The organism is Coleofasciculus sp. (assembly GCF_046539235.1).
Lineage (GTDB): Bacteria > Cyanobacteriota > Cyanobacteriia > Cyanobacteriales > Coleofasciculaceae > Coleofasciculus.
Genome location: NZ_JBKHHI010000019.1, coordinates 1 through 17,749 on the forward strand (window position 1 = coordinate 1; position 17,749 = coordinate 17,749).

Genomic DNA, 17,749 nt, shown 5'->3' on the forward strand with positions numbered 1-17,749 from the left:
GCAGGGTACATTTAGCCGACTGGACGCCAATACCGGAATAAGACTTACCCGGATCCACTCCTACCGCGATTGGTTGTACTTCCTCAGCCGATGGTAGTTCGGTGAGTTGAACATAGTAAACGCCCAAGTCCGACCATCTTCCCACCGCCTTGCCTTCTTTGACCCACCGTCTAGCCCTAGAGGGCTTAGTAGGCATCAGTGGCTTACCTTCTTTGCTAACTACTGGAACACGATTCATAGATATAATCCACTCGTGTAAATGTTTACGTCTCTTAAGGCATTGGTAAGGGTGTGTCCTGGAACTAGAGGGTGTCTAGAGATTCCTAGACCTACATTTAAGCCGAACTAGAGAAGCGTTCGGAAGTGGTTGTCCCCTACCAACTCATGCCCTTATTCATGACTTCCTGACAGGTTATCTCTGCCAATCCCCGTCCTCACGAAGTAGGGCGGGGTTCATGAATACCCTTTAGTTAGGGGGCAAACTTTGTAGGGCGCAAGCTTTGCGCCCCTATGTCAAATTGAGACGCTTCGTTTACTTGAATCTCACTTATGCCAAAACCCAGTGAACCAGCGTGCGAACGGGAAAACCTGTAGCCCCAGCATTATTGCACCCGTCTTCTTTATCTGCCCAAACCGGACCGGCGATGTCTAAATGCGCCCAGGATGTTTCTTTCACAAACTGCTTTAAGAATAGAGCCGCCGTGATTGAACCCCCGGCACGAGGTCCGGTGTTTTTCATATCAGCAATGGGTGATTTCATTCCCTCAAAGTATTTCTCCTCCATCGGCATCTGCCAGAATTTTTCGCCAGCTTTTTCTGATGCCGTTTTGAATTGAGTCGCGAGGGTGTCATCGGTTGTCCACAGTCCACCAATATCATTACCGAGAGCCACGATACAAGCCCCGGTGAGGGTGGCTAAATCCACGATCGCGTCTAACTCCAGCTTTTCGGCAAACACCAAGGCATCAGCCAGCGTCAGTCGTCCTTCGGCGTCGGTATTATTCACTTCAATGGTTTTGCCATTGGATGCCGTAAGGATATCACCGGGATGCAACGCATGACCACTAATCATATTCTCCGTCGCCGCACTAATAAAGTGAACCTCGACATCTGGCTTTAATTGACCAATCGCCTTGGCTGCACCGAGAGTAGCACCCGCCCCTCCCATATCCATTTTCATGGTTTCAATGCCGCTACCTGAGACTTTCAGGTTCAAGCCACCGGAATCAAAGGTTAATCCCTTACCCACAATCGCCAGTTTCCGACGCGGTGTTCCTTCGGGTTTATAGGTGAGATGAATAAACTTGGGTGGCATTTCTGAGGCTTGCGCCACACCCAAAAACGCGCCCATGCCTAACTTTTCACATTCGTCTCGCTCTAATATTTCTAGCGTCATGCCATAAGCGGAGGCAATATTCTCAGCCGTCTGTGCCAAGGTTAGGGGAGTGACAGAATTCGGCGGGGCGGCGACTAACTCTCGTGCTAAGATTACCCCTTCACAAATCGCATTGGCTTGGTTAATCGCGGCTTGGACATCCCCAAGTCCGAGTAATTCAACCTGTTCGAGTTTCGCCCCTTTATCTTCCGGTTCTGACTTAAAGCGATTATCCAGATGCAATGCTAGAGTAATCCCTTCTGCGATCGCCTGGGCGCTGAGTGCGGCATCATTACTCGCCGCAGGTAGACTAACACCCAGAGTTTTACTCTTTTGCTGCTTTGCCATCCGCGCGATCGCCGCCCCTGTCCGACGTAACCCATCTACCGTTAGGTCTTCCGATTTCCCCAACCCGACTAAAATAACCTTACGAACTGAGCTACCGGCACCCACACGAGTTACAGCACTACTGCCAACGCTTCCTTTAAACTCGGTTTCCTCAATCAGTTCCTTCAGCGTACCGGAGAGTTTCTGATCAAGCTGGGCTAAATCACCCGTTAACTCTACAGCATCTTCAAAGAATCCCAGTGCTAGGGCATCACCAGTCCAATCTACCCGTGGTGTATCCGTGGCTCGAATTTCCATTCCTTGGTTGTGTCTCTTATCTTTTACCTCATCTTTAGTATTGCATTTGTCATTTGTCATTTGTCATTTGTCATTTGTCATTCGTCATTCGTCATTTGTCATTCGTCATTTCCCCCATCACCCCCATCTCCCCCATCTCCCCCATCTTCCTCATCTCCCTCATCTCCCTCATCTTCCTTCCCCATCTCCCCCATCTCCCCCTGCTGCTGATAACTGATAACTGCTCACTGATAACTGATAACTCCCCCATTTTCCTGATCGTTCGTCACAATGGTAGACAGTATTTTATCAGTATTGGGCGAAATAGGTTTCATGCTAAAGGTACAGAAATACAGAGTTCCTGTAGCAGTCGGGGCGGGATTGCTATTTATTGCCTTATGTGGTTCGTCTTGGTTCGTTCTCCGACAGACTGGTGTTCTGCAAAACTGGCTCGGTGAGTCCCCGCCAAGTGAACTGAGTTTGACCCAAAAGGATGCTCAATCCCTGGTATTGCCCTTAGTATCCTTATCCCCCGAAGCCAGGGCGGAACAACTGATGGACATTGCTTCGGGGCGTCAATCTTTGGATCAATACCGTGCCCGCTATTTGTTGGCGTCGGATTTAATTGGACAACAGCAGCCAGAGGCGGCACTTCAATGGCTAGAGGGATTGGACGCGAAGTATCCCCAGTTAGCTTCTCATATTGCCCTGAAACGCGCTCAAGCCTACACAGCGATGGGGGATACGGCTAACGCCGCACAAGCTTGGCAAGGGATTCTAGAGACTTATCCGAATGAACCCGTAGCAGCGCACGCCCTCTATAGTTTAGGGGAATCGAATCCAGAGTATTGGCAACAAGCGATCGCACAATTTCCGACTCATCCCCGTACCCTGGATATTGTCCGCCAAAAGCTGCAAGAGAATCCTAAACAACTAGATTTACTCTTACTATTGGCAAAATCAGCACAGGATGCTCCTGGTAGTGGCGGAATCCGCGATCGCTTGGTGAATGAGTATGCGTCTGGGTTGCAGCCCGAAGACTGGCAAACCATTGCTTTTGGCTATTGGAAAACCCGCGAATATGCTAAAGCTGCCAAAGCCTACACCAAAGCCCCGCCCACACCCGAAAATGCCTATCGAGTGGGGCGCGGGTATCACCTGAAAGGCAAACGCCAAGAAGCGAAAGCCGCTTATCAACAGCTGATCCGCGAGTTTCCCGATGCTAAGGAAACGGGGTTAGGATTGCGGCGTCTGGCGAGTCTCCTCCCCTCCACAGAGGCAATCCCTTACCTGGATCAAGTGGTGGCTAAGTTCCCCGATGAAGCCCCAGAAGCCTTACTCACCAAGGCAAACATCCTAGAAGCATTGGGGAGTTCTCAATCCGCCGCCCAAGCGCGTCAATCGGTGTTAACCCAATATCCTAATTCTAATGCCGCCGCAGACTATCGTTGGCAGATGGCAAACCAGAAAGCACAAGCTGGAAATTTAGCCGAAGCATGGCAATGGGCGCAACCGATTACCACCGATAGTCCCGATAGTGCCATCGCCCCGGAAGCGGCGTTTTGGGTGGGCAGATGGGCAATGCAACTGGGACGCCAAGAGGAAGCTACAGCAGCGTTTGAGCATATTTTAGCCAAGTATCCAGAATCCTATTATGCGTGGCGGTCTGCCCGATTTTTAGGCTGGGATGTGGGTGACTTTACCACGGTGCGGGATGTGAATCCAACGGTGGTGCTACCGAAAACGCGATCGCGACTCCCGGCTGGATCAGATACCTTAAAAGAATTGCATCTATTGGGACAAAATCAGGACAGTTGGACGCTTTGGCAAGCCGAGTTTCAGAATCGCCAGGAACCCACGGTTGCTGAACAGTTCACCGATGGCGTCATGCGTTTAGGCGTGGGTGATAACATTAATGGGATTAATCAAGTTTGGTTTTTGAGTCAGCGCGAAACCCCGGAAGAACGTCGGCAATGGCAAGCCTTGCGTGCGGAATCGGCTTACTGGCATACACTGTTTCCTTTACCATTTTTTGAGTATGTTACTAATTGGTCGGGTCAGCGTCAACTGAATCCCTTATTAGTTACAGGTTTAATTCGCCAAGAATCGCGGTTTGAACCGGAAATTGGTTCTATAGCGGGAGCCAGGGGTTTAATGCAAGTTATGCCGGGAACGGGTCAATGGATTGCCGATAAAATTCAGCTCAAGGAATATGATTTAACTGATCCCAATGATAATGTAAAATTGGGAACCTGGTATTTAGATCACACTCACCAAGAATACAATAACCATTCTCTATTCGCCGTGGCAAGTTACAATGCTGGTCCAGGGAATGTGGCAAAGTGGATCAGGAAGTATGATACAACTGACCCTGATGCGTTCATTGAACAGATTCCCTTTGCGGAAACGAAGGGATATGTGGAGGCAGTTTTTGAGAATTATTGGAATTATTTGCGGCTGTATAATCCAGAGGTTAATCAGTTGTTACGGAAGTATTCTAAGAGTCAGCCAGGAATATCTCCCTAGTGTATGTAGAGAGATGCCATGGCACGTCTTGATGTCATGGCATGTCTGGAATTATTAATGTAGGGGCGGGTTTTAATTACCGTTTATTTGTCCTTAATGTCAATAATGGCGAAATTCTTGTAGTGCGTTTAGCGAAGCCATGCCGCAGGCTTTGCATCTTGCTCGCTACCCAAAAGCATCTTGCTCGCTACCCAAAAGCATCTTGCTCGCTACCCAAAAGCATCTTGCTACTAATACCCAATTTCCATGCATAACAGCTTAATTGATCCAGATTTAGACAGCTAAAATAAAATGGTGGAATAGATCTTACCATTGCATCTGGTGCAAAGCTTTGCGCCCCTACTGCCTCTATGGTTCCTTGAATTTTAACCCAAGGTAGTAAGACAGCGAGTGGTGAGCATAAACATTAATAAATACCATGAATATTTTGCCGAAGAAAAAATCGATAAAGCTATTAATTATTGCTGATTGTTCGGATAATTATCAGACTATTAACAAGTATTTGTCTAGTTCTGAATATAGCCTAATTTACGCTAAAAACCTTGAACAAGCTCTATCTATTATTGATACCGATACTGATTCTATACCTGACTTAATCATGATAGCTGTTAATCATCCAGAGATTAACATCAGTGAACAGATCAAAAAGCTGCAAAAAGTGACACAGATAAATGATGTACCGATTATTGTCTCAATTACTCACAACCATATCACGGAATTAAACTCAATATTAGCAGCAGGTGCTAATGACTATTTAATGGTCCCCTTTACCCAAGCCGAACTTTTAGCCCGAATCCAGATTCAGTTACATCTTCATAAACTCAACGCCGAAAATTTACGCCTCAAGCAAGAAAATACAGATTTAAAAATCTTACTAGAGACATCCACAGAACACGGTGATCTTGTCTTTGATCAGTTGCATGATCAAGCCGAGGAAGCAGTGCGCGAAAGTGAACATCGGCTGGCGCAATTTTTGGAAGCAGTACCTGTTGGCGTGTTGGTGGTGGAGGCTAGCGGTAAGCTTTACTTTATGAATCAACAAGCCAAGCAGATTTTGGCACAGGATTTAGATCCAAATCTCCACACCGATCAACTTTGTTACACCTATCAACTTTATCGAGCAGACACCAATCAATTATACCCTTTAGACCGCTTACCGATCGCGCGTTCGCTCCAGGGTGAAACCGTAACCGTTGACGACTTAGAAGTGCGTCACTCTGATCAGCAAATTCCCCTAGAAATGCAAACAATGCCCATCTATGATGAACAGGGAACTCTACTCTATGGCATTAGTGTATTCAAAGATATTACCGCCCGCAAACGTACCGAGAAAATTTTAACCGAGTATAACCAAACCCTAGAACAAGCCGTCCGCGATCGCACCCAAGAATTAGAAGCCAAAAATCAGCACCTCCACCAAGAAATTGAGGAACGCAAATTACTGGAGCAAAAATTGCGAACCTCTGAGGGCAAAATGCGAGCAGTATTTGAGGCAATGCCTGATATTATTCTAATTATTGATCCTCAAACTAATGATATTCAAGTTGCACCAACTCGACCCACTCGCGATATTGAAAAATCAATACCCCTGATTAACCAAACTATTCAGCAATTTCTCGACGGTGACAATACTCAAAGTTGGTTCCAGCAAATTCACCAGGTTATCGAAACCCAAGAACCGATTCATTTTGATTACAGTTTAAACAATGGCGATCAAAGGGTTTGGTTTACCGCCAGTATTGCCCCATTACCGAACAATTCCGTTATCTGGGTTGCCCGCAATATTACCGATCGCAAACGCACCCAAGTTGCATTGTATCAATCGGAAGAAAAGTTTGCCCGTGCCTTCCGTTCTAGTCCCAGCGCTATGACAATCACGCGATTAAGTGATGGCTGTCATATTGATGTGAATGATAGCTTTTGCCAGTTTACCGGCTATTCTGCCCCAGAAATTATTGGTCGCACTGCCCTTGATTTGAATCTCTGGGTGAATCAGAAAGACCGAAACCAGATGTTAAAAGCAATATCAAACAAAGGGATTATTCGCAACTACGAATTTGAGTTTCGTACCAAATCGGGGGACATTCGCACCGCCTTACTCTCAGCCGAAAAGATTACCCTAGATGAGCAAACCTGTCTGATCGCAGTCAGCCAAGATATTAGCGATCGCAAGCAGGCGGAATTTGCTCTACAACTGGCTAAAGACACGGCTGAACAGGCAAATCGCGCCAAAAGTAAATTCCTGTCCAATATGAGTCATGAATTACGCACTCCCTTGAATGCAATTATTGGGTTTGCTCAGTTGTTAGGGCGCGATTCTTCTTTAACCAAAGAACAGCATGATCATATTGGCATTATTTGCCGCTCTGGTGAACATTTACTCAGTCTGATCAATAATGTACTGCAATTATCTAAAATTGAAGCGGGTCAGGTCAAATTAAATTGTTATAGTTTTAGCCTCTATGAGTTACTCAAAACGGTAAAAGAACTGTTGAAAATTTCGGCTCAAAAAAAAGGATTGCAGTTATTGTTTGACTATGAGCAAACGCTGCCCCGCTATGTGGAAACCGATGAAGGGAAGTTGCGCCAAGTCTTAATTAACTTACTGAGCAACGCAATTAAATTTACCAACCAAGGCGGTGTTACATTGCGCGTTAAAGGAATAGCTGAGGAGTGGAGGGGCATAGGTGCAGAGAATGTAGAGACGTGCCATGGCGCATCTGGGAGCCAGGAAGCGCACCATTCAACATTTAGTCAGTTCCCCATTCAGCAAAAGCTGCGATTTGAAATTGAAGATACAGGAGCGGGTATTGCGAGCGAGGAAATTGAATCATTATTTGAAGCCTTTGTGCAAACTGAAACAGGGCGAAAATCGCTAGAAGGCACAGGATTAGGGTTGCCTATTAGTCAACAATTTGTGCGACTCATGGGCGGAGAGATTCACGTCAGTAGCCGCTTGAACCAAGGCAGTATTTTTACCTTTGATATTGACGTTAACCGGGTGGAGGGAATTGAGCCAGAAACCCAGTCAGCGACTCCCCGCGTAGTTGGCTTGGTACCCGGACAACCTAATTACCGTATCCTAGTTGTAGATGATCGCGTCGAAAGTCGCTTATTATTGGTTAAACTGCTAACCTGCGTCGGATTTTCCGTGCGAGAAGCGGTGAATGGGCAAGATGCGATCGCGATCTGGGCTAGTTGGGAACCTCACCTGATTTGGATGGATATGCGAATGCCCGTGATGGATGGATATGAAGCCACCAAACACATCAAAGGGCATCTCAAAGGTCAATCTACCGTAGTTTTAGCCCTTACCGCCAGTGCGTTTGAAGAAGAGCGATCGCTGGTTCTCTGTGCCGGTTGTGACGATTTTGTTCGCAAACCTTTCCGAGAAGACGTAATCTTTAATAAAATAGCCCACTATTTAGGGGTGCATTATGTCTACGAACAGCCAACTGCATCAACAGCGTTAGAGCGTGAGAGCCCAGCATTAACTCAAGCCCTGACAATTATGTCCCAGGAGTGGATTCATGAATTATACCAAGCGGCAGATTCGATTGATAACGAACGGATTTTCCAGCTTATCGAGCAAATTCCCCCAACCCACGCCGCGATCGCCCAAGCTATCACAGATATGGTGAATAACTTCCGTTGTGATCAAATTATCGATTTAATTGAAGAACAGATGAAGGAGTTTTGACCCTTCACAACCTTCGAGGGCATGGCGCGTGAATGTGTAGGGGCGGGTTTAGGGAGTAACCCTAATTAAGAGCCGATAACTGAGCAACAAAACCCGCCCTGATTCAAATGATGAATGACATAAGACATAAGACATAAGACATAAGACAAATGAATAAAGGCAACCTATTAATTGTTGACGACACTCCAGAAAACTTACAAGTTTTATCCGCAACCTTGTCGGAACAAGGCTATCAAGTGCGAGGTGTGGTTAAGGGGAAAATGGCGATTAGAGCCGCTAAATCAGCCCAACCAGATCTGATTTTACTGGATATCCGTATGCCAGAAATGGATGGGTATCAAGTCTGTGAACACATCAAAGCTGATTCAGAGACTCGTGATATCCCCGTCATTTTCATTAGTGCCATTGATGATGTTTTGGATAAAGTCAAAGCCTTTCGCGTGGGTGGTGTTGATTACATCACCAAACCCTTTCAAGTTGAAGAAGTCTTGGCGCGGGTGGAGCATCAACTGACGATTCGGCGGCTGTCCAAAGAAGTACGCGATCGCCATCAAAAATTAGAGCAGGAAATTCAAGAGCGACGCAAAGCCGAAAAAGCCGCCGCCGCCGCGTCTAAAGCTAAAAGTGAATTTTTAGCCAATATGAGTCACGAACTCCGCACGCCCTTGAATGCTATTTTAGGGTTTACCCAAGTTATGAGTCGTGATCTTAAAATTACGCCGGAACAACGAGAATATCTGGGTATTATTAATCGCAGTGGTGAACATTTGCTGGATTTAATTAATGATATTTTAGATTTGTCAAAAATTGAAGCTGGTATTGTTTGTCTCTATGAAAGCAGCTTTGACCTGTATCGCCTCTTAGATAATTTGGAAGAAATGTTCCAGATTAAAGTCGAGCAGAAAAATTTAAATCTCGTCTTTCTCGTTGCCCCAAATGTCCCGCAAACCATAAAAACCGATGCTAAAAAATTACGGGTTTGTTTGATTAACCTTTTAGGTAACGCGATTAAATTTACCGAACATGGTACAATTACCTTACGAGTAAATTTGGCAACTGAGACGTTAACCGATCAAAACCATTCAGACACCGACTCATCATCATTGTCAGCATTTCCCCCCCGACTCCGGTTTGAAGTAGAAGATACGGGAGCGGGTATTTCTGCGGCTGAAATTGACCACTTATTTGATGCCTTTGTTCAAACCGAAACCGGACAAAAAATGGCGGAAGGGACAGGTTTAGGGTTAACTATTACCCGTAATTTTGTGCAACTGATGGGGGGAACCATTAGCGTCAGTAGTGTTGTCGGCAAGGGGACAATTTTTAAATTTAATATTAAAATTAGTCCGGCAGATGTCTATCCCGTCACCCCCCAACCCCGTCAGCGCGTCTTATGCTTAGAACCCAATCAACCAATCTATCGTATCCTAGTGGCTGATGATACCCCAGAAAATCGCCTGTTGCTGATTAAATTACTCGAACCGATTGGCTTTGAAGTGCGGGAGGCTGTAAATGGGATGGAATGCGTGGCGTTATGGGAAAGTTGGCAACCCCACTTGATTTTTATGGATACACGTATGCCAATGATGGATGGATTAGCAGCAACGCGACAGCTTAGACTTAAAGAACAACAACGGTTATCTCAATCCCAGCCAGCTTCAGATTTCCTCAAAACCATTATTATCGCCTTAACCGCCAGCGCCTTTGAGGAAAAGCGGGAGGAGATTTTAGCCGCCGGATCTGATAATTTTATCCGTAAACCGTTTACAGAGGAGCAAGTTTTTGACACAATTGCCCACCATTTAGGAGTGCGCTATCGTTATGAAGAGTTATCGGAGGATTTGCCTCTACCTGGATCGAGTTATAGCATACAAGAGAAACCAGATTCGTTTTTCTGTTCAGAGTTAGCCAGTCTACCTTCAGCCTGGGTAACTGAATTAGCACAGGCGGCTAATCAGTTAGATGAAGCAATGATTACTCAATTGATTCAAGAACTGCCCACAGAAAAGGCGGATTTAGCCAAGGCATTAACGGATTTACTCCATGATTTTAGACTGGATGTTATTGTGCGCGTAACTCAGGCGGTCATCAATCATTCATAAGGACTAGAGTGATGCTAAGTCAACAATTGTCAATGGTATTGAATAAGCATGAAACAACGATATTAGTGGTTGACGATAACCCCAATAATTTACGTTTTTTATCTGATGTATTGCAAAAGGAAAATTATAAAATTCAACGGGCTATTTGTGGGAAACTAGCTATCCATGCGGCAATTTCGTCGCCTCCTGATTTGATTTTATTGGATATTGTCATGGCGGATATGGATGGGTATAGTGTTTGTCAATGTCTGAAGTCAAACTCGAAAACCAAAGATATTCCGATTATTTTTTTAAGCGCATTGACGGAAGCAGCAGAGAAAGTCAAAGCCCTAAAAATTGGCGGGACTGACTATATTACTAAACCGTTCCAACCGGAAGAAATTTTAGTTCGGATCGAACATCAACTGCTTCTGCAACGATTACAGAACCAGTTAAAAGAACAAAATAGTTTACTCCAACAAGAAATTCGCGATCGCCAGCAAGCCGAATATCAACTGCGCCAACAGACAAGACAGCTTAGCCATCAGAATAGTTTACTCATTGAACTGGCTAAAAATAAAATTTTATATCAGGGAAATTTAGAATTAGCGTTTCAGGAAATTACCGAAGTCACAGCCCGTACCCTTGAGGTCGAACGAGTCGGGATTTGGCTCTATAATCAACAAAAAACTCATATTGAATGTCTGGATCTATTCCAGCAAAGTCACTGCCAACATAGCACCGGGTTAAGCCTAGCCCTAGCTAACCATCCTCTTTACTTTAACGCTTTAATTGAGGCTCCCCTCGTTGCAGTAGATGATGTGATCAGCGATCCCAGAAGCGGTGAATTGCTGGAGTCTTACTTACAGGAATTAAACATAAGATCAATTCTAGACACTCCTTTACGATTGGGGGGGGAAACCGTGGGCGTGTTATGTGTTGAACAGATAGAAACTTGCCGACATTGGACGCCAGAAGAGCAAAACTTTGCCCGTTCTATCGCTGATCTCACCTCATTACTCCTAGAAGCCCAAGAACGCCAACGTGCCGAAGCTGCCCGCAAAATCTCAGAAGAAAAATTTGCCAAAGCTTTTAGTTGTAGCCCTGATCCGATTGCGATTAGCACTTGTCCAGACGGACACTATATCGATGTGAATCAAAGCTTTCTTAAGCTATTGGGATATGAGAGAAAAGCTGTCATTGGTCAGACTATTTTTGATCTAAACTTGGTAGTCAATTCTGAAAACATGGTTCAGTTTGAACAGCTTTTACATCAACAAGGATCACTGGGTAACTGGGAAACGGAATGGCAGACTAAATCCGGTGAGATGATCACCTTATTATTATCGGCTGAGTTTATTGATTTGAAAGGGGAACGCTGTGTAATCACAGTCGGTAAAGATATTACAGAACGCAAACGAATTGAAGAAGATTTACGCCAAAGTGAAGAACGCTGGCAGTTAGTTTTAAAAGGCAATAATGATGGAATTTGGGATTGGAATTTGCCGAGTGGTGAAATTTTTACCTCTGAGCGGTTTCAGGAAATTGTTGGTAATCAAAATTGCCACGATGACACCTGTAAAATTGTACATCGTTTCGATGAATGGATTAGTCGTATCCATCCCGATGATGTTGAGCAAATTGTAGAAATAACCCAAAAATACTTGGAGCGAAAAATCCCTTATTATGAAATTGAATATCGCTTACAATGCCAAACTGGTGACTATAAATGGGTGTTATGTCGCGGACAAGCCTTGTGGGATGAGGAAGGGAAACCCCAGCGGATGGTGGGTTCACTCAAAGATATATGCCAACGTAAACAAGCCGAGGAAGCCTTGCATCAATCGATTCAGCGAGAACAGGAAAAATCGATACAACTGGAGACAGCATTAGCTGAACTCAAACGCGCTCAAACTCAACTGATTCATAATGAGAAAATGTCCAGCTTAGGGCAAATGGTGGCAGGTGTGGCTCACGAAATCAATAATCCTGTCAACTTTATTGGCGGGAATCTCATGTATGCTAAAAATTATTTTATCGATCTCAGTCGCTTAATTAATGCTTATAGCAAAACTTATCCCCATCCCCCAGAAGCCATTCAACAGATTATTGATGAAATTGACTGGGAGTTCGTCAGTGAGGACTGGCAAAATGTGATCAAGTCGATGGAGATTGGTGCAGAACGCATTCACCAAATTGTTCAATCCTTACGCATTTTTTCCCGGCATCATGAATCAGAGCGAAAAGCAATTGATATTCATGAAAGTATAGATAATACCTTGATTATTTTACAGCATCGCCTCAAGGCATCAGGCAATCGCCCCCAAATTGAAGTGATTAAGGAATACGGTAAACTCCCAGCAATTACCTGCTACGCCAGTCAGTTAAATCAGGTATTTATGAACTTGCTGAGTAATGGGATTGATGCATTGGAAAATCAACCGGCTCCCCGTGTGATTAAAATTCACACCGAAATGGTTCAAAAGAGTCAGATTGCAGATGATAATGGTCATAAACAACAATCATCAGACTTTCTCGTTATTCGGATTGCAGATAATGGTGCCGGAATTAATGCCGATATTATGACCCAAATCTTTGATCCATTCTTTACCACAAAACCAGTAGGACGCGGCACCGGATTAGGCTTATCAATTAGCCATGAAATTATTGTCGAGAAACATCAAGGTCAACTTCAGTGTATATCGAGTCCAGATCAAGGAACAGAGTTTATTGTGGAGATTCCTATTGTAAAATGAAAATGATAAATTCCTGTTCCCTATTCCCAATTCCCTGTTCCCTGTCTAAAGACAAATGACGAACTACGCAATTGATTTTGGCACAAGCAATACAGTTATCACGCGATGGAACGCCGCCACGGGCGAAGCGGAAACCGTCAACCTACCCGGTTTATCGTTACAACTTGCCCAAAATCCACCCCTGATTCCCAGTTTGGTCTATGTTGAGGATGCCCAGCCAGGTCAGGTGATCGTCGGTCAAACAGTCCGCGATCGCGGCTTAGATCTTACCACCGATCCCCGCTTTTTCTCCAGCTTCAAACGGGGGATAGGTTCCCAGATTCAGGGATTTTTGCCGGAATTGGATGAACAAACCATCAGTTTTGAACAAATTGGACAATGGTTCCTCAGCCAAATTATCGCCAAACTCTCCCCTTCTCCCACAGACAGGATTGAATCCTTAATTCTTACCGTACCCGTCGATAGCTTTGAAGCTTATCGCCACTGGCTAACAGAGGTTTGCCAATCCTTACCCGTAGAACAACTGCGGATACTGGATGAACCAACCGCCGCCGCTTTGGGGTATGGTGTGGCAGAAGGTGAAACCCTCCTCGTGGTGGATTTTGGCGGGGGGACTTTGGATTTATCCTTGGTACAGTTAAATCAAGAGGTACAAACCGGAACAAAGCCCCTAGGTTTTATCCTCAAATGGGGGGAGAAAGTCTTGGGTGAACGTTCGGGACAAAAGCCCAAAATAGCGCGGGTACTCGCCAAAGCAGGTCAGAATTTAGGCGGTTCAGATATTGATAACTGGCTAGTGGATTATTTTGTCCAAACCCAGGGAATTTCGCGATCGCCGCTAACCACGCGATTGGCGGAACGCTTGAAAATTAAGCTATCTACAGAATCCACCGCCACGGAAGTTTACTTTAATGATGAAACCCTAGAGAGTTATGAACTGAATCTGGATCGGCAAACCTTTGAAAGCATTTTAAGGGAGCACCAATTCTTTGATAACCTGAATCAGAGAATGACCCAACTCCTGCAACAAGCACGGCGCAGTGGTATCGAAGTCGCAGATATTGATGCTGTATTATTAGTGGGCGGAACCGTAAAAATCCCCGCTGTCCAAGAGTGGGTGAAGCAATACTTCAACGCCGAAACGATTCGTTCCCGAAAACCCTTTGAAGCAATCGCCCAAGGCGCATTACAATTAGCCCAAGGGATTGAAGTCCAAGATTTCCTCTACCACAGTTATGGGATTCGCTATTGGGATCGACGGAATAACTGTCACAATTGGCATCCCATTATTAAAGCCGGACAACCCTATCCGATGAATAATCCGGTGGAATTAGTATTAGGGGCGTCAATAGAGAATCAACCCAGCATTGAATTAATTGTCGGTGAATTAGGCGCAGAAACAGGGGCGACAGAAGTATACTTTGAAGGCGATCGCTTAGTCACACGCCAACTCGGTGGCGGGAAAACCTCAGTGCAACCCTTAAATGATCGCGACGGTGCTAGAACCATTGCCCAGCTTACACCACCAGGAAATCCGGGACGCGATCGGATCAAACTCAAGTTTTCAGTCGATCGCGATCGCGCATTACGATTAACCGTAGACGATTTACTCACCGAACAAACCGTCTTACAAAACCAGATAGTCGCCCAACTAAGTTGAATGTTTGTTTGTAGTTGCGCTTTAGCGCCATCAAAACAGAAGGGCAAACCCACTATCTGGAGACGTTCCACCGGAACGTCTCTACGAATCCTTGCACTAGGATTCCTGTTCCTTCTGTAATAATTCCTCTTTAGAATCACTCCAGTAGGCGCTATACGTCCAGACTTCACGACTTCCTTTATCTTCCACTGACCAACGATAAATCGCCGATTTCGGATTAATCCCAACCTCAATCAGCTTCGCTCCCATATAATATTCCATCTGGCGCTTAGTCATATCCTTCGCACCACTAGGTTGACTCTTAGAGATTGTGCGAGACATGTGGGCTTGTGTCGGTTTTGGCATTGTTTTCTAGTATGAATAGCAAATCAACTGATCTTATTGTTCCATGTCCGACTGTCACCAAAGAGGGAATTAAGGATGGATCTCAGTCTATGCATGATTGTGAAAAACGAGGAAGCCAGTTTACCTCAAGTCTTGGAGACTGTGCAGCCAGTTGTCGATGAAATGGTTATCCTAGATACCGGATCAAGCGATCGCACGGTTGATATCGCTACGGATTATGGGGCAAAAGTCTATCATTTTCAATGGTGCAATGACTTTTCCGCCGCCCGCAACCAGGCGCTGCAATATGTGCGCGGGAAGTGGGTGTTGGTGCTGGATGCGGATGAGGTGTTAACGCCGGAAATCATACCAGAAATCCAACAGGCGATAAAAAACGATCGCAACTTGGTGATTAATCTGATCCGTCAAGAAGTGGGTGCAACTCAATCACCCTATTCCCTGGTATCTCGTTTATTTCGCCATCATCCCGATATCTATTTTTCTCGCCCCTACCATTCTCTGGTGGATGATAGTGTTAGTCACTTGTTGCAGCGAGAACCGGATTGGCAGGTGATTTCCCTGTCTACGGTGGGTATTTTACACTATGGCTATCAACCCGGTGCGATCGCGGCGTTGGATAAATACACTCGCGCCAAGAATGCCATGGAAGGATTTCTTGCCGATCATCCGAATGATCCATACTTGTGTAGTAAATTAGGGGCGCTTTATGTGAATACGGGTCAAGTGGAGGAGGGGATTACCCTGCTTAAACGTGGATTCACAGATTCACAGGTAGACGCTGCGGTATTATTTGAATTACATTATCATTTAGGCAATGCTTACAGGAAACAGAATCAATTCCAACTAGCGGCAGATCACTATCAAGACGCGATTAAGCAACCGATTCTCCCCCAACTTAAACTGGGAGCCTATAATAATTTAGGTAATCTGTTATTCCGCGTGGGCGATTTAACCACAGCGAAACGGGCGTATCAAACCACGGTGAAAATTGATCCGAGTTTTGCCGTGGGATACAATCACCTGGGGATGACCTTAAAAGCCTTGGGAGAGTGGGAAGCTGCGATAACCGCTTATCAAAAAGCGATTCAACTGAATCCTGACTATGCCGACGCTTACCAAAACTTAGGGGTTGTGTTACTTAAGCTGGGACGAGTATCCGAAAGTTTAGCAGCATTTGAGAGCGCGATCGCACTTCATCAAGCCACCAATCCCCAGGAAGCCCAACGGTTACGTCAAGAGTTGCAAGGGATGGGGTTACGATAAACCCATTGGCACGGCATTGCCATGCCCCTACGATAGGGTTTGGAGGCAAGTGCGATCGCAACCGTTGAGACAATTGATATACTAGGAGATGTCACTCTTTGTCCCTTCATAGTTGCCCTAGCGATCTCTCACGCTTGGGTTTTCTCTCTCGATCACAAAGGGTGTGTGAAGGCGTTCAGAAGAAGGCAACCCGATCAGAAGAGGGCGACCCGATCAAATTAAATGGACTGGAATTGTTCATTGGTGCAAGCGGGTCGCCCCTACAGTCCGTTGATACCTGCCCCAAACCGATAATTGAACTCAACCCGCCCGGGTTGAGGCACAAACAAAAAGGCACAAACAAAACAGAAATCTCACTTGTCTAAAAGGCGGCACCCAGATTCGAACTGGGGATAAAGGCTTTGCAGGCCCCTGCCTTACCGCTTGGCTATGCCGCCGCATAAGAGACGCGCCATGGCGCGTCTCTACAATAAAGGATTATAGCCTATCTCATCCTTATGTGTCTCTTTCGCCAGGAATTCTTTTCGGCGAGCAAAACGTTAAGTATCTTAGCGGGGTTAAGCCATTTTGTCCATTCCTCGCTAGTCTGAGAATATCCGTTAATAGAGCGTCCCGCTACACCTCTATCCATGCTATTCAACCTGCTTAACCTGCCCTACTGGATTTTCCTGGGGATGGGAGTCCTCCTATTTCTCGTTGTTATTGTCTCCGGTGGCGGGGATGATGATTTTGATATCGATGCCGATGGGGATGCTGATGTGGATGCCGATGGCGATTTTGCCATGGGATCAATGTTCAGTTTTCTCGGTGTAGGTAAAGTTCCCCTAATTTTGCTACTTGCCACCGACTGTTGTCTGGTAGGAGTTTTCGGCTGGATGATTAATGTGGCGATCGGAAATCTCACCGGTACGATTCCCACTGGTTTATGGGGCGGTGTCGTCGCTGGCGCATCCCTGCTACTGAGTTTATTCAGTGGTGGCTTAATTTCTCGACCCTTGGGCAAAATTTTTGCCACATTTGGTGAAGATGCCAGTGGCGATCGCTTAATTGGTTGTCAGGGTAGCGTCAGTTCTAGTTCAATTCCCCTGGAAAGTCAAGGCAAAATCGGTCAAGTGGATGTGATTGATCCCAGTGGTAATCTGGTGACGATTAATGCCACCCTACCGAAATGGGCGAAAGTTATTCCCAATCGGGGCAATCACGTCTTAGTCATTGACCGACAACCGGAAAGCTATCGGGTGATTACTAAAGATAGTTCTGATCAACAACAGTGGTTGTCTAATTCATCCCAAAAGGATTCACAGTAACGGCTGCATACACAACCGTCCCGATTCCGTTTGGGCAAACTGTGATTCTTCTTACACAACCTCTAAATGTGTATAAATTTCAGGCTTCAATACAACATATAAATTTAGAGCG

At 45.5% G+C, this 17,749-nt stretch carries 10 protein-coding genes and 1 tRNA gene; 7 read left to right on the forward strand and 4 right to left on the reverse strand.

The annotated features are described in order from the left end of the window. Together ACLFWI_RS03595 and ACLFWI_RS03600 are read right to left on the reverse strand one after the other, a co-directional pair. A partial coding sequence (locus ACLFWI_RS03595) for an RRXRR domain-containing protein (RefSeq protein ID WP_446411772.1) occupies window positions 1-238 on the reverse strand: 238 nt, incomplete at its 3' end. 309 nt (window positions 239-547) lie between these two features. After that, window positions 548-2,020 (reverse strand): leucyl aminopeptidase, encoded by a 1,473-nt coding sequence (locus tag ACLFWI_RS03600; RefSeq protein WP_446411785.1) that lies wholly within the window; start codon window positions 2,018-2,020, stop codon window positions 548-550. Window positions 2,021-2,332: 312 nt separating this feature from the next. Here ACLFWI_RS03600 and ACLFWI_RS03605 point away from each other — a divergent pair, with 312 nt between their 5' ends. The 5 genes from ACLFWI_RS03605 (at window position 2,333) to ACLFWI_RS03625 (ending at window position 14,722) form a co-directional block, all read left to right on the forward strand. Next, the gene (locus ACLFWI_RS03605) at window positions 2,333-4,525 is read left to right on the forward strand and encodes a lytic transglycosylase domain-containing protein (protein ID WP_446411773.1); all 2,193 of its coding nucleotides are present in this window, start codon (window positions 2,333-2,335) and stop codon (window positions 4,523-4,525) included. 418 nt (window positions 4,526-4,943) lie between these two features. After that, entirely contained in the window at window positions 4,944-8,225 is a 3,282-nt protein-coding gene (locus tag ACLFWI_RS03610) for a PAS domain S-box protein (RefSeq protein ID WP_446411774.1), read from the forward strand. A gap of 149 nt (window positions 8,226-8,374) precedes the next feature. Then, window positions 8,375-10,327, forward strand: a complete 1,953-nt coding sequence (locus tag ACLFWI_RS03615; RefSeq protein ID WP_446411775.1) for a response regulator — start codon at window positions 8,375-8,377, stop codon at window positions 10,325-10,327. 11 nt (window positions 10,328-10,338) lie between these two features. Beyond that, window positions 10,339-13,062: a PAS domain S-box protein gene (locus tag ACLFWI_RS03620; RefSeq protein ID WP_446411776.1), complete on the forward strand. Its 2,724-nt coding sequence runs from the start codon at window positions 10,339-10,341 to the stop codon at window positions 13,060-13,062. A 55-nt stretch (window positions 13,063-13,117) separates the two neighbouring features. Next, a complete protein-coding gene (locus ACLFWI_RS03625; RefSeq protein ID WP_446411777.1) occupies window positions 13,118-14,722 on the forward strand; it encodes an Hsp70 family protein in 1,605 nt (534 codons plus the stop codon). A 96-nt stretch (window positions 14,723-14,818) separates the two neighbouring features. Here the strand turns inward: ACLFWI_RS03625 and ACLFWI_RS03630 are convergent, their stop codons facing one another. Then, entirely contained in the window at window positions 14,819-15,067 is a 249-nt protein-coding gene (locus tag ACLFWI_RS03630) for a hypothetical protein (RefSeq protein ID WP_446408907.1), read from the reverse strand. 75 nt (window positions 15,068-15,142) lie between these two features. On the opposite strand from ACLFWI_RS03630, the gene ACLFWI_RS03635 reads away from it, so the two are divergent. Next, window positions 15,143-16,330, forward strand: a complete 1,188-nt coding sequence (locus tag ACLFWI_RS03635; RefSeq protein ID WP_446411778.1) for a tetratricopeptide repeat protein — start codon at window positions 15,143-15,145, stop codon at window positions 16,328-16,330. Between the two features lie 366 nt (window positions 16,331-16,696). On the opposite strand, the gene ACLFWI_RS03640 is transcribed toward ACLFWI_RS03635, so the two are convergent. After that, a tRNA-Cys gene (locus tag ACLFWI_RS03640) sits at window positions 16,697-16,767 on the reverse strand. Window positions 16,768-16,959: 192 nt separating this feature from the next. Between ACLFWI_RS03640 and ACLFWI_RS03645 the strand changes: the two genes are divergently transcribed. Continuing rightward, the gene (locus tag ACLFWI_RS03645; protein ID WP_446411779.1) at window positions 16,960-17,637 is read left to right on the forward strand and encodes a DUF1449 domain-containing protein; all 678 of its coding nucleotides are present in this window, start codon (window positions 16,960-16,962) and stop codon (window positions 17,635-17,637) included. The last annotated feature ends 112 nt before the right edge of the window (window positions 17,638-17,749 follow it).

Bases quoted from the DNA above. Each gene is read 5' to 3' on its own strand.
- ACLFWI_RS03600 (WP_446411785.1), bottom strand. From the start codon at position 2,020: ATGGAAATTCGAGCCACGGATACACCACGGGTAGATTGGACTGGTGAT.
- ACLFWI_RS03605 (WP_446411773.1), top strand. From the start codon at position 2,333: ATGCTAAAGGTACAGAAATACAGAGTTCCTGTAGCAGTCGGGGCGGGA.
- ACLFWI_RS03610 (WP_446411774.1), top strand. From the start codon at position 4,944: ATGAATATTTTGCCGAAGAAAAAATCGATAAAGCTATTAATTATTGCT.
- ACLFWI_RS03615 (WP_446411775.1), top strand. From the start codon at position 8,375: ATGAATAAAGGCAACCTATTAATTGTTGACGACACTCCAGAAAACTTA.
- ACLFWI_RS03620 (WP_446411776.1), top strand. From the start codon at position 10,339: ATGCTAAGTCAACAATTGTCAATGGTATTGAATAAGCATGAAACAACG.
- ACLFWI_RS03625 (WP_446411777.1), top strand. From the start codon at position 13,118: ATGACGAACTACGCAATTGATTTTGGCACAAGCAATACAGTTATCACG.
- ACLFWI_RS03630 (WP_446408907.1), bottom strand. From the start codon at position 15,067: ATGCCAAAACCGACACAAGCCCACATGTCTCGCACAATCTCTAAGAGT.
- ACLFWI_RS03635 (WP_446411778.1), top strand. From the start codon at position 15,143: ATGGATCTCAGTCTATGCATGATTGTGAAAAACGAGGAAGCCAGTTTA.
- ACLFWI_RS03645 (WP_446411779.1), top strand. From the start codon at position 16,960: ATGCTATTCAACCTGCTTAACCTGCCCTACTGGATTTTCCTGGGGATG.